Annotated in this window: 18 protein-coding genes and 1 pseudogene; 7 read left to right on the top strand and 12 right to left on the bottom strand. The window is 70.0% G+C overall.

The window, feature by feature from the left end; all coding sequences use genetic code 11:
* Nucleotides 1-78: 78 nt before the first annotated feature.
* The 4 genes and pseudogenes from VFL64_RS14210 to VFL64_RS14225 form a co-directional block, all read right to left on the bottom strand.
* Entirely contained in the window at nt 79-1,380 is a 1,302-nt protein-coding gene (locus tag VFL64_RS14210) for a PQQ-dependent sugar dehydrogenase (RefSeq protein WP_489541033.1), read from the bottom strand.
* 58 nt (nt 1,381-1,438) lie between these two features.
* Complete coding sequence (locus VFL64_RS14215; RefSeq protein ID WP_489541034.1) at nt 1,439-1,972, bottom strand: nickel-binding protein; 534 nt, start codon at nt 1,970-1,972, stop codon at nt 1,439-1,441.
* On the bottom strand, nt 1,969-4,107 hold the full coding sequence (locus VFL64_RS14220; protein ID WP_489541035.1) for an ATP-binding protein: 2,139 nt from the start codon (nt 4,105-4,107) through the stop codon (nt 1,969-1,971). The genes VFL64_RS14215 and VFL64_RS14220 overlap by 4 nt, the downstream gene beginning before the upstream one ends.
* A 184-nt stretch (nt 4,108-4,291) precedes the next feature.
* A pseudogene (locus VFL64_RS14225) lies at nt 4,292-5,149 on the bottom strand (AfsR/SARP family transcriptional regulator); the annotation flags it as partial.
* Here VFL64_RS14225 and cysK point away from each other — a divergent pair.
* From cysK to VFL64_RS14250, 5 genes are all read left to right on the top strand, one after another.
* A complete protein-coding gene (cysK, locus tag VFL64_RS14230; RefSeq protein WP_489541036.1) occupies nt 5,148-6,641 on the top strand; it encodes a cysteine synthase A in 1,494 nt (497 codons plus the stop codon). The pseudogene VFL64_RS14225 and the gene cysK sit on opposite strands and share 2 nt — an antisense overlap.
* Nucleotides 6,642-6,643: 2 nt before the next feature.
* Nucleotides 6,644-7,261, top strand: coding sequence for a carboxymuconolactone decarboxylase family protein (locus VFL64_RS14235; RefSeq protein ID WP_489541037.1), 618 nt, complete (start codon nt 6,644-6,646; stop codon nt 7,259-7,261).
* Between the two features lie 59 nt (nt 7,262-7,320).
* Nucleotides 7,321-8,430, top strand: coding sequence for a glycolate oxidase subunit GlcE (gene glcE, locus VFL64_RS14240; RefSeq protein ID WP_489541038.1), 1,110 nt, complete (start codon nt 7,321-7,323; stop codon nt 8,428-8,430).
* 3 nt (nt 8,431-8,433) lie between these two features.
* On the top strand, nt 8,434-9,678 hold the full coding sequence (gene glcF / locus VFL64_RS14245; protein ID WP_489541039.1) for a glycolate oxidase subunit GlcF: 1,245 nt from the start codon (nt 8,434-8,436) through the stop codon (nt 9,676-9,678).
* A gap of 206 nt (nt 9,679-9,884) precedes the next feature.
* Entirely contained in the window at nt 9,885-10,916 is a 1,032-nt protein-coding gene (locus tag VFL64_RS14250) for a porin (protein ID WP_489541040.1), read from the top strand.
* Between the two features lie 4 nt (nt 10,917-10,920).
* Here VFL64_RS14250 and VFL64_RS14255 read toward each other — a convergent pair whose 3' ends face one another.
* The 4 genes from VFL64_RS14255 to VFL64_RS14270 are packed head-to-tail and all read right to left on the bottom strand — an operon-like array spanning nt 10,921 to nt 14,348.
* Nucleotides 10,921-12,093, bottom strand: coding sequence for an acyltransferase family protein (locus tag VFL64_RS14255; RefSeq protein WP_489541041.1), 1,173 nt, complete (start codon nt 12,091-12,093; stop codon nt 10,921-10,923).
* The gene (locus VFL64_RS14260) at nt 12,080-12,457 is read right to left on the bottom strand and encodes a hypothetical protein (protein WP_489541042.1); all 378 of its coding nucleotides are present in this window, start codon (nt 12,455-12,457) and stop codon (nt 12,080-12,082) included. Before VFL64_RS14260 ends, VFL64_RS14255 begins: the two co-directional genes overlap by 14 nt.
* 45 nt (nt 12,458-12,502) lie before the next feature.
* Entirely contained in the window at nt 12,503-13,483 is a 981-nt protein-coding gene (locus tag VFL64_RS14265; RefSeq protein WP_489541043.1) for a DMT family transporter, read from the bottom strand.
* A 13-nt stretch (nt 13,484-13,496) separates the two neighbouring features.
* Nucleotides 13,497-14,348 (bottom strand): AraC family transcriptional regulator, encoded by an 852-nt coding sequence (locus VFL64_RS14270; protein ID WP_489541044.1) that lies wholly within the window; start codon nt 14,346-14,348, stop codon nt 13,497-13,499.
* A gap of 171 nt (nt 14,349-14,519) precedes the next feature.
* On the opposite strand from VFL64_RS14270, the gene VFL64_RS14275 reads away from it, so the two are divergent.
* Together VFL64_RS14275 and VFL64_RS14280 are read left to right on the top strand one after the other, a co-directional pair.
* Nucleotides 14,520-14,864, top strand: a complete 345-nt coding sequence (locus VFL64_RS14275; RefSeq protein ID WP_489541045.1) for a PspC domain-containing protein — start codon at nt 14,520-14,522, stop codon at nt 14,862-14,864.
* 10 nt (nt 14,865-14,874) lie between these two features.
* Nucleotides 14,875-15,081: a hypothetical protein gene (locus tag VFL64_RS14280; protein ID WP_489541046.1), complete on the top strand. Its 207-nt coding sequence runs from the start codon at nt 14,875-14,877 to the stop codon at nt 15,079-15,081.
* Nucleotides 15,082-15,085: 4 nt separating this feature from the next.
* Here VFL64_RS14280 and VFL64_RS14285 read toward each other — a convergent pair whose 3' ends face one another.
* The 4 genes from VFL64_RS14285 to VFL64_RS14300 form a co-directional block, all read right to left on the bottom strand.
* Nucleotides 15,086-15,349, bottom strand: coding sequence for a DUF3297 family protein (locus VFL64_RS14285; RefSeq protein WP_489541047.1), 264 nt, complete (start codon nt 15,347-15,349; stop codon nt 15,086-15,088).
* A gap of 65 nt (nt 15,350-15,414) precedes the next feature.
* Nucleotides 15,415-16,824, bottom strand: a complete 1,410-nt coding sequence (locus VFL64_RS14290; protein WP_489541048.1) for an efflux transporter outer membrane subunit — start codon at nt 16,822-16,824, stop codon at nt 15,415-15,417.
* A 10-nt stretch (nt 16,825-16,834) separates the two neighbouring features.
* Nucleotides 16,835-20,086: an efflux RND transporter permease subunit gene (locus VFL64_RS14295; RefSeq protein ID WP_489541049.1), complete on the bottom strand. Its 3,252-nt coding sequence runs from the start codon at nt 20,084-20,086 to the stop codon at nt 16,835-16,837.
* 77 nt (nt 20,087-20,163) lie between these two features.
* On the bottom strand, nt 20,164-21,208 hold a 1,045-nt coding region (locus VFL64_RS14300; RefSeq protein WP_489541050.1), incomplete at its 5' end, for an efflux RND transporter periplasmic adaptor subunit.

Below are 21,208 nucleotides of genomic sequence, written 5' to 3' on the forward strand. Positions count from 1 at the left end.
ACGAGGTGTTCCACGACGCTTCGACGGGCTTCGTGTTCGTCAAGCTTTCGGCGGGCTGGAAGTTCCTCGGCAGCGTGTCTACGCGGCGCTGACGCGCCAGATCACATCCCCCACGTCATCGGCCACGAGCAGCGAGCCGTCGGGGCCCAGCGCCACGCCGACGGGTCGTCCGTACGACACGCTTTCATCGGGCGCGAGAAACCCACTCAGGATGTCGACCGGTGGCCCGGCCGGGCGCCCGTTGTGGAACGGGACGAAGACGACCTTGTAGCCGCTCAGCTTGCTGCGGTTCCATGAGCCGTGCTGACCGATCACCATGCCGTCGCCATAGCCAGGCAAGGTGCCCGCCGGCATCCAGCACAGGCCCAGCGAGGCCGTGTGGCCCCCCAAGGCGTAGTCGGGCGTGATCGCCCGGGCAACGGCCGCGGCGTCCTGCGGCACGCGGTCGTCCACCGTCTGGCCCCAGTAGCAGTACGGCCAGCCGTAGAAGCCACCGTCCTTCACGGATGTCAGGTAGTCGGGCGGCGTCTCGTCACCCAGGCCATCGCGCTCGTTGACCACCGTCCAGAGCGCGCGGGTGTTCGGCTCCCACGCCAGGCCCACGGCGTTGCGCAAGCCCGAGGCGAAGCTGCGCATCCGGCCGCTGGCGAGATCGAGCTCGTAGATGCAGGCGCGGCCTTCTTCGGCGGCCATGCCGCTTTCGCCGATGTTGCTCAGCGAGCCGACACCGGCGAAGAGCTTGCTGCCATCCGGGCTCGCCAGCAGGCTGCGTGTCCAGTGTCCGTGCGGCTTGAACGAGGTCAGCTTGCGGCCGGGTGCGGTGATGCGGGTCGTGCCCGTCACGTAGGGGAAGGCGACCACGCCGTTGGTGTTGCCGACATAGAAGGTGTCGCCGACCAGCGCCATGCCGAACGGCTGGCTCAGCCCCTCGAGGAAGGCCTCGCGTGTCTCGGCCACGCCGTCCCCGTCCGCATCGCGCAGCAAGGTGATGCGGTTCGGGCTGACGCCGATGGCCGCGGCACGCTTCATCGTGCTGAACATGGCGTAGTCGAAGATCGATCGGGCCGGGCCCGGCATGAACAGGGCTTCGGCGACGGTGACGTCGCCGTTCGGCAGCACGTGGATCCAGCGCGGGTGCTTCAGGCCGGCCGCGAACGCGTTGACCTTCAGGCCGGGTGCGGCCACCGGTGTCTGGCCCGGCGCCCAGCCTCTGGCGGTCGGCATCTTGAGTGTCGGGATGCGCCCTTGCGGCCTGGCTTCGGGGACCGTGGGCGTGCTGCCAACAGCTTGCGGATGATCCGTGCCTTGCAGCCGCCGCCACCAGATCGCGGCATCGCCGACAAGCGCCACCACGTGCGCGAAAACGCCAGACAGACTCATGGATGCTCCCTTGGTCGGGTCGGGGGGCATGTTAAGCCGGTTGCTCGAATCGGGCCGCTCAGGGCGGCGAGAACCGCCTCACCGCCCACACCCGATCCGGAGGCAGCTCGGCCTGGCGCTGCACCACCCGCACCGACTCGGCATCGGGCGCCTCGTACAGGCTGAACATGCGCAGGCGGTCGGTCGAGAGGTAGCTGCGCACACGCCGCACACGGTGGAGCTGGAAGCAGCCCATGTTGACCTTCTCGCTCAACTCCCGCGCTGCGTAGTCGGCCGGGCTGTCGAACTCGTGGCCGACGATGACGTTGGCGCGCGCGAGTTCGGCGGCGCCCAGCTCGGGCCGGGTGTCCTGCACGGTGCAGGCCCAGATGCGACCGGGCGGCAGCGGCATGCTGCGCATCACGATGCGCAGCGACTCGGCATCGGGCCCACGGAAGTGGCAGAACATCTCGCGCCCATCGGCCGAGAGCAGGCTGCCGCACCATGTGATGCGGTGGATGTTCAGGCAGCCCATGGCTTCCATCATGGTCTGCATGTCGGCGTCGGTCTGCGGCTGCGGCCACAGGCGTTCCATGAAGATGTCGGTGCTCATCGGGCTTCTTCTTGGGTGCTGCGGTTGCGATGCTGGGCCAGGCGCTTGAGGATCGCGCGCGTCCACAGCGCGGCGCCACTGGCCGCCAGGCGCTCGGCTTCATGGGCGAAGCGTGTGGCGCCGGCCTTGTCGCCCGCCACGCTGCAGTCGCGCGAGAGCACGGCGTTCGCGAGCAGCATCTCGGTCGCGCGGTCGAGCTGGGTGGCGTAGGCGAGGGCCTCGGTGGCGCGGCGGGTGGCCGCCTCAGCCCGGCCGCGCTCGCAGTCGATCAGCGCGGCGCGCGTGAGCACGTAAGCGAGCCGGTGCTTGGCGTCGGCGATGCGCAGGTCGACGAGTGCGGCTTCCAGGCCGTCGTCGTCATCGTCGACGGCGTAGTCGCACAGGCGGGCCATGGCGCGGGCGAAGGGCTCTTCGCTGCCTTCGCGCAGCCTGTCGCCGAGCGCGAGCAGCTCGCGGCTGCGCTCGCGTGCCTCGGTCAGCCGGCCGCGCTGCAGCTCGATCATCACGAGGTACTCGTTGGCCTGGTACTCGCTCACGCGGTCGCCGGCGGCCTTGCACAGCGTGCGCGCTTCGCGGAAGAACTCGGCCGCTTCGTCCAGCCGGTCGGCGTGGAAGCGCAGCATGCCCAGACCCGCGGCGATGGCGTGGTGGCTGAAGCCCTTGCGCTCGGCGAGCACGCTCGCTTCAGCCAGCATCGCGTCGGCCTGCGGGATGTCGCGCTCGATCATCACCAGGCACTTGGCGGTCTCGGCCATGCCGACGATCTGCGCCTCGTCGTGTCCACCGCGCACGGCGCGCATGGCCTGCAGCGTCTGCTCGCGCGCGGCGCTCCAGTGGCCCATGGCCCAGCGCACCGTGGCGGCCATGTGGTAGCCGAGCCGCGCATGGGCGAGCGCGCCGTGGTCGAGTGCTTTCTCGGCGAGCGCGGTGTACTCGTCGGCCACGGCCTGCTGCAGGGGGCTGGCGGCGAGCAGGATGTCGTGCAGGTCGATCTCCACGCGCACGCGCTCGGCGTCGCGCAGCGTCTTCGCCAGCAGCAGCCCGCGGCGCGCGAGCGCGGCCGCGTCGGCATTGGCGAAGAAGCGCAGGCTCAGGCGGCCGGCGGCCACCAGCGCGCGGGCGGCCAGGCCGGGGTCGGCGCTCAGCGTGGCGTGGTGGGCCAGGTCGGCGGCGCGGGCCAGGTCTTGCGCCGTGTCCTGCTCCAGCAGTTCGGCCACACGCCGGTGCATGACCTGGCGGCGCAGCGGCGAGATGTCGGTGTAGATGGCGCGTGCGATGAGGTCGTGCGTGAAGCGCAGCCCCTGCTCGCCGGTGCGCAGCATGCCGTGGCGCTCGGCGTTGTCGAAGGCGGTTTCGATCTCGGTCTGGTCGAGGCCCGACACCTGCGTGATGGTGTCGACGTGGATGCGCGGGCTCAGCACCACGGCCCAGCGCAGCACCTCGGCGCCGACCGCGCCATCGCGCGCGAGGCGCTCGCGCACCAGCTCGTCGAGCGAACCCATGGCGGTGCCGGCGCGTTCGGCGCGCGCCAGCTCCAGGGCCAGCAAGGGGTTGCCGCTGCAGTCCGCGCTGAGGCGGATGCTGTCGGAGCCGGGCACCTGCAGGTCGATGAGCCGCACCAGCGCGGCCACCGGCAGCGGCCCCAGCTCGGCCTCGCGCAGCAGGCCATCGCGGCGCAGGCTGCGCAGCGCCTGCTGCAGCGGCACGTTGTCGCGCGCTTCGGCATCGCGCGCCGCCAGCACGGCCAGCAGGGGGCGGCCCTTGTTCATGCGCGCCACGTACGCGAGCGCGGCGGCGCTCGACTCGTCGCACCACTGCACGTCGTCGAAGAGCAGCACCACCGGGCGGGTGGTGGATTCATGCGCCACCAGGTCGCTCAACGCGGCGAAGAGACGGTCGCGGTTGGCGGCGTCCCCTCCGCCCAAGGGGGTGTCGTCACGCGCGCCGAAGGCCGCGTCGTAGCGGGCGTTGCCGTGCAGGCGCAGCGCGTCGGTCCAGATCGAGAAGGGGCGGATCGCGTCCGACTCGAAGGCCGCCGCCCGCAGCACGAAGGCACCGTGCTCGCGCGCCATCGCGAGTGCCGCTTCGAGCACACGGCTCTTGCCGATGCCGGGCACGCCGCTCAGCAGCAGCACGGCGGTGCGCGGGGCGCGGGGCGCGGGTGTCGGCGAGGGCATCGCCGATCCACTGCATCTCGGTTTCGCGGCCGACGAGACGCTGGTCGGCCGGCGCGCGCAGCGCATCGGTGGCGCGCCGGCCGTGGGCCACGGGAACGGGTGGCGCGTCGATGCGTGGCACGCGGCGGGCGGCGACCAGGGCGCCGGTCGCGGCGACGCCGGCCTCCTTCAGCATGCGCAGGCCGAGCTGGTACTGCTCCTCGGCTTCAGACGGCTGGCGCGCCGCATTGAGCAGCCGGATCAGCGTGGCACGGTGGCTCTCTTCGTAGGGAAAGAGGCCGACCAGTGCGCGCGCATGCGGCAGTGCGCTGTCGGGCACCTCGGCCGTGCGCCGGACCAGCTCGCCGAGCAGCGCAGCGCGGTCGCGCAGGGCTTGCGCGCGCTCGGCCATGCACCAGGCGTTGAAGGCGTGGAAGCTGGAGAACTCCAGCCCTTCGAGGAAGCTGCCGCGGTGGCGGCTGGCGGCGGCTTCGAGCACCTCGGTCGTGGCCTGGCTGAGGTTCTGGCTGACCAAGGCTCGCAGCTCCGAGACGTCGATGGCCGCGCCGATGGGATCGATGCCCACGGTGCTGCGGTCGGCCACGAGGCGTGTCTGCCCGGGGTCATCGACCATGCGGCGCAACTTCGACAGGCTCCAGCGCAGCGAGCCCAACGGGTCGTCGGGCACGTCCCACAGCAGTTCGGACAGCTGTTCGCGCCTGAATCGGCGCGGCTGCAGGCACAGGTAGGCCAGCAGCGCGCGTGTCTTCTTCGACGGCGGCAAGGGCACGGGGCAGCCATCGCGCAGCACCGCGAAGTCGCCGAGGAAACGGAGTTCGAGCCCTGCCATGCCGTGGGTTGCTGTGAAAGGAAGCCGCAAGAGAAGCGCCACTGTAGGACGAGGCCCGGGCGCACGACAACGGCCTGCGCCCTCAAAAACGCAAATTCCACGCTGGCTCCCACGGTGGCTCCCTCGCCTGGGGGAGAGCATGGCGTCCTGCACCCACCAGGAGAGCCTCATGGCCCGCTACGACAACATCCTCGAGACCATCGGCCGCACGCCGCTGGTGCGCCTGAACCGGCTGGCGCCTGCGGGCGTCACGGTCTACGTCAAGGTCGAATCCTTCAACCCGCTCGGCTCGGTGAAGGACCGCATGGCCCGCGCCGTGATCGAGCACGCCGAACGCAGCGGCGCGCTGCGGCCGGGGCAGACGGTGATCGAGGCGACCAGCGGCAACACCGGCATCGGCCTGGCCATGGTCTGCGCGCAGAAGGGCTACCCCTTGGTGGTCACCATGGCCGAGAGCTTCAGCCTGGAGCGGCGCCGCATGCTGCGCTTCCTCGGCGCCAAGGTGGTGCTGACGCCGGCCTCCGAGAAGGGCAGCGGCATGCTCAACAAGGCGATCGAACTGGCCGAGAAGCACGGCTGGTACCTCTGCCGCCAGTTCGACAACGAGGCCAACGCCGAGGTGCATACCCGCACCACGGCGCCCGAGATCCTGGCCGACATGGGCGGCGATCCGTTGCACGCCTTTGTCACCGGCTTCGGCACCGGCGGCACGCTGCTCGGCACGGCGCGCGGGCTGAAGGCGGCCGATCCGAACATCCGCGTGGTGGTGGCCGAACCCGACAACTCGCCGCTGCTCGGCAGTGGCGTGCCGCAGGCGCGCGATGCGAGGGGCCAGCCGAGCGCGAGCCACCCGCACTTCCGCCCGCACCTGATGCAGGGCTGGGTGCCCGACTTCATCTCGCGCCTCACCGAGCAGGCCATCACGGAAGGCCTGGTCGACGAGATCGTGCCGGTGGCCGGCCGCGAGGCGTTGCGCCTGGCGCGCGCGCTGGCCACGCAGGAGGGCATCTTCGTCGGCCCGTCGAGCGGCGCCACGCTGGCCGCCGCGCTCGACGTGGCGCAGCGCAGCCCGGTGGGCAGCCACATCGTCTGCATGCTGCCGGACACCGGCGAGCGCTATCTGTCGACGCCGCTCTTCGAGCACATCAGCGACAACATGGACGCCGAGGAGCTGGCGCTCTCGCGCTCGACGCCGGGCTACCGCTTCGATGCCGCATCGGCGGCGCCACCGGCCGTGGTGGCCGCAGCGCCTGCGCCCGCGCTCGACGCCAGCGCCGAGGGCTTCGTCACCGAGGTCGTCGAACAGAACGCGGTGGTGATGTTTGCGCTCGAGTGGTGCGAGTTCTGCTGGGCCGTGCGCAAGCTCTTCGCGCGGCTCTCGATCGCCTACGAGAGCGTCGACGTCGACTCGGTGCGCTTCCAGCGCGACGAGTTGGGCGTGAAGATGCGCGCCGTGCTGAAGGAACACACCGGCTCGCCGACCATTCCGCAGATCTACATCGGCGGTGAACACCTCGGTGGCTGCACCGACCTCTTCGACGCGATGCGCAGCGGCGAGATGCAACGCCGGCTCGACGCCGCCGGCGTGGACTACGACCGCACGGTGACGCTCGACCCCTACACCCTCCTGCCCAAGTGGATGCACCCACGCCAGGCCGCCTGACCATGCCCTTCATCCACACCATCGCCCCCACCGCCGCCGACGGCGAAGTGGCCGCGCTCTACCTGCGCCAGCAGTCGGCCTGGGGCTACGTGCCCGACTACGCCACTGTGTTCTGCCATCGCCCGGAGGTGATGGCGCGCTGGGGCCAGCTGCTCGCCGAGATCCGCCGGCCCATGGACGTGCGCCGCTTCGAGCTCGTGACCTTCGCGGCGGCGCACGAACTGCGCAACTCCGCCTGTTCGCTGGCGCACGGGCGCAAGCTGCGCGAGTTCCTGAGCGATGCCGAGATCACGGCCATCGCAAAGGGTGAACCCGGCGACGGGCTGACCGAGGCCGAGCGCGCGATGCTGCGCTTCGCACGGCAGATCGCACGTGATGCGTCGCAGGTGAGCCAGGTGCAGGTCGATGAACTGAAGGCGTTCGGGCTCAGTGACGCCGAGGTGTTCGACATCGCCGCCACGGCCGCCGGTCGTGCGTTCTTCGCGAAGCTGCTCGATGCGCTGGGCGTGGTGGCCGACTCGCCGTCTCTCGCGCTCGACGATGCGCTGCGCGAGGCGTTGACGGTCGGCCGGCCGATCGGGGTGGAGCCGCCGCGGACGATCCCTGTGCGATCGCCGTAGCGGTGACAGCGGGGCGGGCCGTTACCATCGCCATTCGGCGCAATGGATGACGCCCTCCCATGAACGACCACGACCCTGCGCTGCAGCGCCTCATCGACCAGGTGCACACCGCCCGCGCCGCCGGCGGGCACCTCAACATCTGCGGCGGCGGCAGCAAGAGTTTCTATGGCGAAGCGCCGCAGGGCGAGGCGCTCTCCACCAAGGAGCTGGCCGGCATCTCCAGCTACGAGCCCAGCGAGCTGGTGGTCACTGCGCGTGCCGGTACCTCGCTGATCGAGCTGGAGGCGGTGCTCGAGGAGCGCGGCCAGTGCCTGCCCTTCGAGCCACCGCACTTCGTCACCCACATGAGCACCGGCGCCACGCTGGGCGGCATGGTGGCCGCCGGCCTCTCGGGGCCTTCGCGCGCTTCGGTGGGCGCGGTGCGCGACTACGTCCTCGGCGCCAGCCTGCTCAACGGCCAGGGCGAAGTGCTGAGCTTCGGTGGCCAGGTGATGAAGAACGTGGCCGGCTACGACGTCTCGCGCCTGCTGGCCGGCTCGCTGGGCACGCTGGGCGTGATCCTGGAGGTCTCGCTCAAGGTGCTGCCGATGGCGCCTGCCACCGCCACGCTGCGCTTCCAGATGGAGCAGGTCGCTGCGCTCGACAAGCTCAACACCTGGGGTGCACAGCCGCTGCCGCTCAACGCCAGCGCGTGGTGGGACGGCACCCTGCTCGTGCGCCTGCGCGGCGCGCTGGCCGCGGTGCAATCGGCCATCGGCACATTGGGCGGCGACGTGATCGAGCCCGCGCACGCCAGCCCCTTCTGGGAGGGCCTGCGCAACCACACCGACGAGTACTTCACCAAGGCGCAGAAGGCGGTGGCCGGCGGCAGCGTGGCGCTGTGGCGCGTGTCGTTGCCGCAGACGGCGCGCCCGCTCATCCTGCCCGGCGAGCAGCTCATTGAATGGCACGGCGCGCAGCGCTGGCTGTGCACCTCGGCCTCGGCCGCCAAGGTGCGCGAAGCGGCGGCACGCGCCGGCGGCCACGCCACGCTCTTCATGGCGCAGCACAAGCACGGCGGGGCGTTCGCGCCGCTCAAGGCACCGCTCGATCGCATCCACCGCGATCTGAAGAAGTCCTTCGACCCGGCGGGCATCTTCAACCCAGGCCGGCTCTACCCCGGGCTGTAGGCCATGCAAACCAAGCTCTCCCCCGAGTTCAAAGGCACACGCGAAGGCGATGCGGCCGAGGCCATCCTGCGCAAGTGCGTGCACTGCGGCTTCTGCACCGCCACCTGCCCGACCTACCAGCTGCTGGGCGACGAACTCGACGGGCCGCGTGGCCGCATCTACCTCATCAAGCAGGTGCTCGAAGGCGAGCCGGTCACGGCCAAGACGCAGCTGCACCTCGACCGCTGTCTCACCTGCCGCAACTGCGAGAGCACCTGCCCGTCGGGTGTGCAATACGGCCAGCTGGTCGACATTGGCCGCCAGATCGTCGAGCAGCGCGTGCCGCGCCCGCCGAAGGAGAAGGCGGTGCGCTGGCTGCTGAAAGAGGGCCTGACCTCTGCTGCCTTCACACCGGCGCTCAAGCTCGGCCAGAAGCTGCGCGGCCTGCTGCCCGCTACGCTCAAGGACAAGGTGCCGCCACCGGCCAGCGAGCGCGCCCACCAGTGGCCCACGCGCGAGCATGCGCGCAAGGTGCTGCTGCTGATGGGCTGCGTGCAGCCCGCCATGGCGCCCAACATCAACAGCGCCACCGCCCGCGTGCTCGACGCCGCCGGCATCCAGACCCTGGTGGCCGACGACGCCGGCTGCTGCGGCGCCATCCGCACCCACCTGGCCGACACCGAAGGCGGCCTGGCCGACATGCGCCGCAACATCGACGCGTGGTGGCCGATGGTGGTGTCGGGCAAGGTCGAGGCCATCGTGATGAACGCCTCGGGCTGCGGTGTCACCGTCAAGGAATACGGCCACGCGCTGGCGCACGACGTGGCCTATGCCGAGAAGGCCAAGCGCATCAGCGAACTCACGCGCGACCTGAGCGAGCTGCTGCCCGACATCGGCCCGCGGCTCAAGCAGAAGCTGCGAAAGCCCAAGTCGCGCGTGCTGGCTTTCCACCCGCCGTGCACGCTGCAGCATGGGCAGCAATTGCGCGGCGGTGTCGAGGCGCATCTCAACATGGTGGGCTTCGAGGTCAAGCTCGCGGCGAGCGAAAGCCACCTGTGCTGTGGCTCGGCAGGGACTTACTCGGTGCTGCAGCCCGAGTTGGCCAGGCAGCTGCGCGATCGCAAGCTGGGCCACCTCGCGGCGAGCGAGCCGCAGGTCATCGTGTCGGCCAACATCGGCTGCATCCAGCACCTGCAGAGTGGCACCGCGACGCCGGTGCGCCACTGGATCGAAGTGCTCGACGAGGCGCTCACCACTGGCATCGGCTGAACCTGATTTAGTCCACGGCGCGATGTCGGTTTTGTGAAAGACCCCATGCGCGGGAGGCCATGTCGGGCCGTACCAACAAGCCTATCGATATGACGGTTTTGTCGTATCGGCGGCGCACTTCTCTGTACAAAATCGCGCTGCTAGAACAATTAGATCGCCCGCGGCTATTGCCGTGAACCCTAACCCTCTGGAACCTCCCTTCCATGATGAAAAAACATGCTTTCGCTCTTGCCGTTCTCGCCGGTTTCGCTGGTGTTGCTTCGGCTCAATCCTCCGTCACCGTGTTCGGTGTGGTCGACGTCAACGGCCGCTACGTCAAGAACGGCGACATTGACCAGTACCAGCTCAGCACCGACGGCCTGAACAGCAGCCGCCTCGGCTTCCGTGGCGTCGAAGACCTCGGTGGTGGCCTGCGCGCAGGCTTCTGGCTCGAAGCAGCCCTGAACCCCGACACCGGCACCATCAACTCCAGCGGCAAGTTCTGGCACCGCCGCACCACCGTGAGCCTGGAGAGCAACTCCTTCGGCGAGATCCGCCTCGGCCGTGACTTCGTGCCCACCTACACCGCGATCGCCGACTTCGACGTCTTCGGTGACAACGGCATCGGTAAGTACTCCAACCTTCAGTTCAACCTGGGTGGCACCGTCAACACGCTGACCCGTGGCGACAACCAGGCGCAGTACTTCCTGCCCAAGACCCTGGGTGGCGTGTACGGCAGCGTCTCGCTGGCAGCCGGTGAAGGCAACGTCGGCGACAAGTACGTCGGCGGCCGTGTCGGCTACGCCGCTGGCCCCGTGAACGTGACGCTGGCTTACAGCGAGACCCAGGCCAACGCGGCGGACGATCAGTTCAAGCTCGGCGTGATCGGCGCCTCGTGGGACTTCGGTTTCCTGAAGCTCGCGGGCTCGGCTTCGCAAAGCAAGTACATCGGCCGTGAAGAGCGTATCTACCTGATCGGCGCTTCGGCACCGTTCGGCCCGTTCGTTCTGCGTGCTTCGTACGGCATGGCTGACCTCTCCGGTGGCACGGCCGCTACCCGTACCCGCGACGATGACGATGCCGACCTGTTCGCCATCGGCGGCGTGTACAACCTGTCGAAGCGCACAGCGCTGTACACCACGGTGTCGCGCATCTCGAACGATGGTGTGCAGAACCGTGTGGTGGCCTCGTCGAACATTGCTGCGCCGGTGGGCGGCAACTCGACCGGCTTCGAGCTCGGCCTGCGTCACTCGTTCTAAGCCGTCAGGCTTCGGCGCCGCGGGAGCGGCGCCGTCCGTTGAGCAGGAGGCCGACCCACGTCGGCCTCACTGCATGGCGATAGCTCAGCAAGAGAATCGCAAAGCTGGCCACGTTGATCAGCAGGTACTTGATCGCCCAGTGCCAGTCGGCCAGCATGAGCGCCGTTTGCAGCGCGAAGATCACCGGCAGGTGCATCAGGTACATCCAGTACGACGCGTCCGACAGGTAGCGCACCGTCGCGCTCGCCCGGCTGAAGAAGCGCAGGCCCGCACCGATGAAGGCCAGTGTCCAGTACGTCAGACCCGTGGCGTAGGCCAGGGCCAGCACCGGCTTGATGTCTGGCCGGTTGTACAGATAGAGGGCCACCCCGACCCCGACCAGTCCGATGACGAGGTGACGCGGCCACCGTGCGGCCAGGCCGTCCAGCAGATGGCGCTGGCGATCGAGCAGCCAGCCGAGGCCGAACACCCAGGCATAGATGAACAGCGGCACGAGGGGCGGCAGCAAGGTGTAGCCGGGGGTGGGCACGCCGTGCAGGACCAGCCAGTCCGGCTCGAGGAACAGCGCGGTCGCAACAGGCAAGGCGAGGCACAGCGGCCCGGCCGGCGATGACAGGGCCCAGCGCAGCAGGCGGTCGGCGAGCGCGGCGAACCGCCGCTGAACGTCGATGGCACACCACAGGCGGCGCAGGCCGGTGACGATGGCATACAGCCACAGCAGCACGTAGAGGAACCACAGGTGCAGGAAGTTCGGGCTGGCACCGGCGAACTGCGGTGGCAGGGGGTCGGGCAGGTGCCCCTGGTGGGCGCGCGCCACCGCCCACAACACGATGCCGATGACCAGCGTGTAGCAGATCACCCACCCTCCCGCGAGCGGCAGCGCGATGCGCATCAGCCGGTTGCGCCAGAAGCCGCGCCAGCCGAGGCGGTGATACAGCATGTGGGCGAACAGGCCCGCCACCATGAAGAACACCGACATGCGAAAGACGTGGATGAGAAAGCTCAGCAGGCCGAGTGGCACGCTCTTCTGCGTGTCGGTGATCGGCCAGACCAGCGGGTCCACGCCGGGCAGGAAGGAAAGCGCCGCGTGCAGGCAGATGCCCAGCAGCAGCGCGGCCGCGCGAACGGCGTCGAGGCCGTGCAGGCGCTGCGAAGCTGCGGGCTCAGGCCGGGTCAACGCTGCGGCTTCTCGAGGCGGCGCCGATCGCACCCAGCAGGCCGGCCACCACCAGCACGTACCAGAGCGAGAGGCTGCCTGCTTCGCTGTGCACGAACCCGGCGGCGCGCGAGACCAGCCCGCCGGCCGCGATGACCGCCAGCGCGAGCAGCGCACACGACACGGCCATCGACAGCCCGCGGATGTGCGCTGTCTTGGCGCCGATCACGAAGAGGGCGAAGCCGGCAATGCTGAGCAGCGGAAACAGCAGCCACAGCGTCGGGTCGACCGCGGCCGGCGCCCAGCCCAGGGGAGACGCCACCAACACGCCACCGGCGAACAAGCCCAATGCCACCAACAGCGCGCCCACAATCAGCAATGCCATGAGAGTCCCCGTCCGTGAATGCTGGAGCGGGAAATCTTCTCACAGCTAGGAGGCGTGCCCTTCGGCCGCGAGCGGTTCGGGCTGGGCCCTCAGCGCCCACATCACGCCGGCCACCAGCAGCGCGATGCCGGCCAGCGTCTGCGGCTGCGGCCACTGGTGGCGCAGCAGGAACGCATAGCTCAACGCAGCCAGCGTCTCGAACACGATCAGTTGCCCGGCGAGCGAGGGCGCGAGGCGCTGGCTGGCCTCGTTCCAGCACACCGTGCCCAGCCACGAGGCGAAGAGGCCGATGGCGAACATCAGCAGCACGTAGTCGCCCGGCCGCGGGCCGAAGGGCATGGGAAAGGCGTCACCGCGCAGTGCATGCCAGGCCCAGGTCAGCGCATAGCCCACGAGCGCGATCGGCAGCGTGGCCAGGCCCTGCGCCGTGGCCCAGCTGCGTGGGCTGCGGTCGGGGTGGGCGCGCAGCCACTCGGCGTTGCGGATGGGGTACCAGGTCCAGCACACCACGGCGCCGACTGCGAGCAGGGCGCCCAGTGCGTAGCGGCCGAGGTCGGCGTCCCGGTCTTCCTGCAGGTGGCTGATCTCCACGTGGTTGACGAGCGCGATGCCGGCACCGATGAGCGCGAGCGAGGGCAGCAGGCGCGCCCACGGCAGCTTGGCCTCGCGGCGGGTGCCGTGGTTGTGGCTGCGCAGGTTGGCGGTGATGGCGATCACCACCGGCAGCGTGCCGATGATCATCGTGGGCAGCGGCCCGCCGGCGCGCTGGATGGCGCTGGCCAGGAACAGGTAGTAGACGACGTTGCCCACCGCGCCGAGCTTGAGCGCCTCGAGCCAGTCGGCGCGCGTGAGCTCGCGCAGGCGTGAACGGTCGAACCAGGCGAGCGGCAGCGCGATCAGCCCGAAGGCGACATAGCGTCCGAACGACTGCAGCGTGGCTGGGTACTCGGGCAGCATCAGCGGCCCCACGAAGACGAGGCCCCACATCAGGCCCGCGGCCAGGGCGAACAGCAATCCGGTGGTCATGCCCGAGTGTCGGTCACGCCGATGGCAGCGGTCTTGTACGCAATTGCGCCTGGTAGCGCGCCGGCGTCACGCCGTACATGCGGGCGAAGCGGCGCGTGAGGTGGGGCTGGTCGACCAGGCCCACGTCGGCCGCCACGCTCGCGGGGGCGTGGCCTGCGGCGAGCTGCTGCTTGGCCCGGAACAGGCGCACCGCCATCAGCATCTGGTGCGGCGTGACGTGGTAGCGCTGCTTGAAGCGGCGCAGGAAGTGGAAGGGGCTCAGCCCGGCCTCGTGCGCCATCTCCTCGAGCGTGAGCGGCTCGGCGAAGCGCGCCCGGATCATGTCGTGCGCACGCATCAGCGCCGCATCGGTGCGCGAGGCGGGCGACGCGCTGCGCGTGCCACCCGTGCTCGCATGCGGGCGCAGCATCTGCAGCAGGTCCACCAGTGCGCAGTCGGCGGCCAGCATGTCGGGCGCGCTCCACATCGCCGCCAGCAGCCGGCTCACGCGGCGCGCGGTGAGTGGGTCGTGGACGACGGGCTGCGCGAAGTGCCAGCCGCGCTCGCCCGTCACCTGCGCGAGCAGGTCGGCGTCGAGGTAGAGCATGCGGTAGCGCCAGCCGTGTTCGGTCTCGGCACGGCCGGTGTGCAGCTCGTCGGGGTTCATCAGCACCAGCGTGTCGCTGGGCGCCAGGTGGTCGCCGCCGCGGTAGCGGAAGCGCTCCACGCCGGCTTCGATCGCGCCCAGGCCGAAGGCCTCGTGCGTGTGCGGGTCGAAGGCGTGGCGGACGATGCGCGCGCGGTACAGCTCGATGCCGGGGCGTGCCGCGCGCTTGAACTCCGCCGCATCCTGCGGGTGCTCGAAGTGCTCGGGAACGGCTTCCATGGCGGGAGTGTGGCGGGGTTGCCCGGTGGTTGGCGGAGTTCAAGAATACGGCCACGGGCATCGGCCGGCGGTGCACCCTGTCGGCGTCAACGGCAGCCTGTCGCAAGACGCTGGCGTGCCGCGGCCGGCGCGCTAGGCTGTCTGCATTGAACACCCCAGGAGGCCCATGCCATGTCCATCAGCGACGAACTGAACAAGCTGAGCGAGCTGCATCAACGCGGCGCGCTGTCCGACGACGAATTCGCCCGTGCCAAGGCGCGGGTGGTCAATGGCCCCGGGCCTGCGATCGACGCCGTCAATGCCTTGCAACGCAGCCGCAGCGACCGCTGGCTCGGTGGCGTGTGCGGTGGGCTCGCCCGCGTCACGGGCGTGGCCACCTGGCTGTGGCGGCTTGCCTTTGCGCTGCTGCTGCTCTGCGGCGGCACGGGCATCCTGGTCTACCTGCTGCTGTGGGTCGTGGTGCCGCAGGAGCCGGCGCCCGTCTACGGCAACCCCCATCCCGGCCAGGCCGGTTGAGGAGACGCAGATGAAGACACTGCTGGCCGTGCTCGCCTGGTGCCTGCTGCTGGTGCTGTGCTGGCCGCTGGCGGTCGCAGCCCTGCTGCTGTGGCCGCTCGTGTGGCTGCTTTCGCTGCCGTTCCGCCTGATCGGCGTGGCCGTCGAGGGGGTGTTCGCCCTGCTGCGCGCCTTGCTTCTGTTGCCAGCGCGGCTCTTGGGTGGCGTGCAGCGCTAAGGGCCTAGCGGTAGAACGCCTCGACCTTGCCCTTCAGGGTGAGCAGCAGCGGGTTGCCCTTGCGGTCCTTGGTCTTGCCGGAAGGCACCTTGACCCAGCCTTCGCTGAGGCAGTACTCCTCCACGTCGTGGCGCTCCTTGCCGTTCAGGCGGATGCCGATCTCGTGCTCGAACACGGCGGCGACGTGGTGCGGGCTGCGCGGGTCGGTGGAGAGGCGGTCGGGCAGGGCAGGCCGCTGTTGTTGATCGGCTCCAGTGGCTTCGGTCATGGGTGAAACAGGCGAGTGGGTGAGCCCGTGATTCTCGCGGATCACGGGCCGCCTTCATGCCGGGCTTATCCCTCCCACCCGCCCCCGAGCGCCCGGATCAGGCCCACCGTCGCCTGGTACTGCGCCGAGCGCACCTGCAGCGCGATGCGGCGGTTCGAGAGTTCGCTGCGCCGTGCATCAAGCAACTCCAGCTGGCTGACGTAGCCGTTGCGGTAGCGCGTGTTCGACAGCAGCGTGGCGCGGCTGGCCCATTCCACCGCCTGTGCCTGGGCATTGGCTTGGTCGGCCAGCAGGCTCAGGCCTGAGAGCTGGTCCTCCACGTCGCGAAAGGCGCCCAGCACCTGCTCGCGGTAGCTGGCCGCGGCCGCGTTCCATTGCGCATCGGCGGTCTGCACGCCGGCCTCGCGGCGGCCGCCGTCGAACACGGGCAGCGAGAGCAGGGCGCCCACGCCCCAGGCGCGCGCCGACCACTTGAAGATGTCGCTCAACTCAGTGGACACGTAGCCGGCCGAGGCGGTGAGCGACACGTCGGGGAACCACGCCGTGCGCGCGACACCGGCGCGAACCTGTGCGGCCTGCATCGCGCGCTGCGCAGCCGCCACGTCGGGCCGGCGCGCGAGCACGCGGCTGGGCACGCCGGGCGGCACCTGCGGCAGCGCGCCGCGCCAGTCGGCGGCCTCGGCGAGCGCGAAGCTGCTTGGCAGCTCACCCATCAGCGTGGCCAGCGCGTGCTCGAGCTCGGCGCGGCGCCGGTCGAGCGCGAGGGCCTGCGACTCGGTGGACGCGACCTCGGTGCGCACGCGCGCCAGGTCGAGCTCGCCCACGTCACCGGCCTGGTAGCGGCTTTCGGTGAGGCGCAGGGTGTCGCGGTAGGCGGCCACCGACTCGCGCATCAGCGCGCGCTCGGCATCCAGCGCGCGCACCGCGAAGTAGGTCTGCGCCACCTCCGACTGCACCAGCAGCCGCGTGCTTTGCAGCAGTGCCTCGCGCGACTGCGCATCGAGCGTGGCGGCGTCGCCCGCCTTGGCGACGCGGCCGAAGAGGTCGAGCTCCCAGCTGGCGTTGGCACCGACATTGCCGGTGGTGACGGCCTGGCCGGGGATCACGCCGCTGGCCAGCGGCAAGGTCTGCCGCACGACCGAGGCGCCCACACCGACCTGCGGCAGGCGTTCGGCGTTGGTGGCACGCACCAGCGCGCGCGCCTGCGCCAGGCGCGCCGCGGCGCCCTGGATGCTGGTGTTGTGGAGGTCGGCGCGTGCCACCAGGTCGTCGAGCAGCGGGTCGCCGAAGGCCTTCCACCACTCGCCGCGGGCTTGCGCCTCGGCGGGCGGCAGGGCCGCCCAGCGGCCGTCGATGGACTTGAAGGCGGCCGGCGTGGCCGGGGGCGCGACCGGCTCGACCGGCGGGCTGGCGCAACCGGCCAGCACCAGGGCGGCGAGCAGGGGCGTGAGGCTTCTGGCGAGGATCTTGTTCATGTTGCTTCCTTCATTCATGGCGGCCAATGGCCGAGCCCGGCTGGGGCTTGAGCGTGTGGGCGGCGCCGCCACCGTGCGGCGTCGCGGTGACGGCGGGTAGCGCCGCATGCACCTCGCCGTGGTGCTTGAGCGCGCGGTTGCCCGCCAGGCGGCGCAGCAGCACGTAGAACACCGGCGTGAGGAAGATGCCGAAGGCGGTGACGCCGATCATCCCGGTGAACACCGCCACGCCCATCGCGCGGCGCATCTCGGCGCCGGCGCCGGTGGCCAGCACCAGCGGCAGCACACCCATCACGAAGGCGAGCGAGGTCATCAGGATGGGGCGCAGGCGCAGGCGCGCGCCTTCGATGGCGGCCTGGATGGGCGTGCGGCCGGCCAGCTCCAGCTCGCGGGCGAACTCCACGATCAGGATCGAGTTCTTGGCGCTCAGGCCCACCAGCACCATCAGCCCGATCTGCGTGAAGACGTTGTTGTCGCCGCGCGTGAGCCACACCCCGGTCATGGCCGCGAGCAGACCCATGGGCACGATCAGCAGGATGGCCAGCGGCAGCGTGAGGCTTTCGTACTGCGCGGCCAGCACCAGCAGCACGAGCAGGATCGAGAGGGCAAAGATCCACAGCGCCGTGTCGCCAGCGATGATCTGCTGGTAGGTGAGGTCGGTCCATTCGTAGCCGATGCCCGGGGGCAGCGTCTCGGCGGCGATGCGCTTGACCGCGTCCTGCGCCTGGCCGGTGGAGTAGCCGGGCGCGGGGCCGCCGTTGATGTCGGCCGACAGGAAGCCGTTGTAGCGCATGGCGCGCTCCGGCCCATAGGTGGGCGTGACCTTCATCAGCGACGACAAGGCCACCATTTCGCCACTGGTCGAGCGCACCTTCAGCAGGCCGATGTCTTCGGCTCGCGCGCGGAAGGCCGCGTCGGCCTGCACCCGCACCGAGTACGTGCGGCCGAACTTGTTGAAGTCGTTGGCGTACAGGCTGCCGAGGTAGATCTGCAGGGTGTCGAAGATGTCGGTCACCGGCACGCCGAGCTGGCGTGCGCGGGTGCGGTCGATGTCGGCATACAGCTGCGGCACGTTGACCTGGAAGCTCGAGAACAGGCCGGCCAGCTCGGGTGCCTGGTAGGCCTTGGCCATGAAGGCCTTCTGGGCCTCGTCGAGCGCCTTGATGCCCAGCGAGGCGCGGTCTTCGAGCTGCAGCTTGAAGCCACCCGTCGTGCCCAGGCCCTGCACCGGCGGCGGCGGGAACATCACGACGAAAGCCTCTTGGATGGCGCCGAACTTCTGGTTGAGCTGGCCCGCGATGGCAGCCGCGCTCTGGTCCGCGCCGCGGCGTTCGTTGAAGGGCTTGAGCGTGGTGAAGACGATGCCCGAGTTGGAGCTGTTGGTGAAGCCGTTGATCGACAGGCCGGGGAAGGCCACCGCGTGCTCGACGCCGGGCTGCTTGAGCGCGATGTCGTTCATGCGGCGGATCACCTCCTCGGTGCGGTCGAGCGTGGCGCCGTCGGGCAGCTGTGCGAAGCCGATCAGGTACTGCTTGTCCTGCGCCGGCACGAAGCCGCTGGGCACGGCCTTGAAGAGGCCCAGGGTCGCGGCGGCCAGCACGAGGTAGAGGCCGATCATCACGCCCTTGCGCGAGATGGCCTTCGTGACGCCCCCGCCATAGGCGGCGGTGCCGCGCGCGAAGAGCCGGTTGAAGCCGCGGAAGAAGCCGCCCAGCACGCGGTCCATGCCGCGGGTGAGCGCGTCTTTCGGCGCGTCGTGGCCCTTGAGCAGCAGGGCGGCCAGCGCGGGCGAGAGCGTCAGCGAGTTGAGGGCCGAGATCACCGTCGAGATGGCGATGGTCAGCGCGAACTGCTTGTAGAACTGGCCGGTCAGGCCGCTGATGAAGGCCAGCGGCACGAACACCGCCACCAGCACCAGGGCGATGGCGATGATGGGGCCCGAGACCTCGCGCATCGCACGGTAGGTGGCGTCGCGCGGGGAGAGGCCCGCCTCGATGTTGCGCTCGACGTTCTCGACCACCACGATGGCGTCGTCGACCACGATGCCGATGGCCAGCACCAGGCCGAAGAGGCTCAGCGCATTGATCGAGAAGCCGAACACGCTCATCACCGCGAAGGTGCCGACCACCGCCACCGGCACCGCCAGCAGCGGGATGATGGAGGCGCGCCAGGTCTGCAGGAAGAGGATCACCACCAGCACGACGAGCGCGATGGCTTCGAGCAGCGTGTGCACCACCGACTCGATGGAGGCGCGCACGAACTGCGTGGGGTCGTAGACGATCTCGTAGTCCACGCCTTCGGGCATGGCCTTCTTGATGTCGGCCATGGTGGCGCGCACGCCGTCGCTGATGGCGATGGCGTTGGAGCCGGGTGCCGCGAAGATGGGCACGGCGACTGCGTCCTTGTTGTCGAGCAGCGAGCGCAGCGAGTAGTCGGCCGCGCCCAGCTCCAGGCGCGCGATGTCGCGCAGGCGCGTGACCGCGCCGTCGGCGTTCGTCTTCACGATGATGTCGCCGAACTCTTCTTCGTTCTGCAGGCGGCCTTGCGCGTTGATGGAAAGCTGCATGTCGACGCCGGCCAGGCCCGGCGAGGCGCCCACGATGCCGGCCGCGGCCTGCACGTTCTGCCCGCGGATGGCCGCGACCACGTCGCTCGGCGAGAGGCCGCGCTGCGCCACCTTCTGCGGGTCGAGCCAGACGCGCATGGAGTAGTCGCCCGAGCCGAACAGCTGCACGTCGCCCACGCCTTCGACGCGCGCCAGGCGGTCCTTGACGTTGAGCACCGCGTAGTTGCGCAGGTAGGTCATGTCGTAGCGGCCGCTGGGCGACAGCAGGTGCACCACCATGGTCAGGTCGACCGAGCTCTTGATGGTGACCACGCCCAGGCGCTTCACCTCCTCGGGCAGGCGCGCCTCGGCGCGGCCCACGCGGTTCTGCACCAGCTGCTGGGCCTTGTCGGGGTCGGTGCCGAGCTTGAAGGTGACGGTGAGCGTCATCAGCCCGTCGGTGGTGGCCTGGCTGCTCATGTAGAGCATGTTCTCGACGCCGTTGATGGCCTCTTCGAGCGGCGTGGCCACGGTCTCGGCGATCACCTGCGGGTTGGCGCCGGGGTACTGCGCGCGCACCACGATCGAGGGCGGCACGACGTCGGGGTATTCGGAGATCGGCAGCCCGCGCACGGCGACCAGGCCGCCGAGGAAGATCAGCAGCGAGAGCACGCCGGCGAAGATCGGCCGGTCGATGAAGAATCTGGAGAAGTTCATGGGGAACCTTTTCTGTCTTTGTCTTTTCTGTTCGCCCACCTCCTCCCGTTCGGGCTGAGGCCGGCGAGATCAGGAACTCAGGACTTGGCTGCGGGCGCCCGTGCGGACGCGGCCTTGAGTTCCATCTCGACGGGTTGTGGCTGCACCACCGAGCCCGGGCGGATGCGCTGCAACCCGTTGACCACCACCCGCTCCTGCGGCTTGAGACCGGATGTCACGATGCGCAGGCCGTTCACATGCGCACCCAGCGTCACCTCGCGGTAGCTGGCGGTGTTGTCGGCGCCGACGACCATCACGTACTTCTTGTTCTGGTCGGTGCCGACCGCGCGCTCGTTGATCAGCAAGGCGGTGCTGTTCTTCGCCTGGCCCATGCGCAGCTTGGCGAACTGGCCGGGCATCAGGCTGCCGTCCTTGTTGTCGAACACCGCGCGCACGCGCACCGTGCCGCTCTTGGCGTCGACCTGGTTGTCGACCAGCTGCAGGTGGCCGGTGAACGGCGTCTCGGCGGTGGCCGCGGTGCCCATCTGCACCGGGATGCGCTCCAGCTGCGCGCGGGCGCTGGCGCCGCTGGGCAGGTCGCGCAGCGTGCGGGCCACCACCTGCTCGTCGGCGTCGAAGCTGGCGTAGATCGGGCTCACCGACACCAGCGTCGTCAGCACCGGCGCACCGGGGCCGGCGGCCACCAGGTTGCCGACGGTGATCTCGAGCCGGCCGACGCGGCCCGCCACGGGCGCGCGCACCTGGGTGTAGTCGAGGCTCAGCTTGGCCGTCTGCCAGGCGGCCTGCGCGGCGCGCAGGTTGGCATCGGCCTCGCGCTGCGCGTTGTTGCGCTCGTCGAACTCGCGCTGGGCGATGGCCTGCTCATCGAGCAGCCGCCGGGCGCGCTGGTATTCGCTGTGGGCATGCGACTGGCGGGCCTGCGCGGCCACGACCTGCGCCTCGGCGCGCTCCAGCTCGGCCTGGTAGGGCGCGGGGTCGATGCTGATCAGCAGGTCGCCCTTGCCGACCAGCGCGCCTTCGCGGAAGTGCACCGCTTGCACGATGCCCGCCACGCGCGGGCGCACGTCCACGCGCTCCACGGCTTCGAGCCGGCCGGAGAACTCGTCCCAAGTCGCCACTTCG

The sequence above is a fragment of the Rhizobacter sp. genome (assembly GCF_035702065.1).
In the GTDB taxonomy this organism is placed as follows: Bacteria; Pseudomonadota; Gammaproteobacteria; order Burkholderiales; family Burkholderiaceae_C; genus Rhizobacter.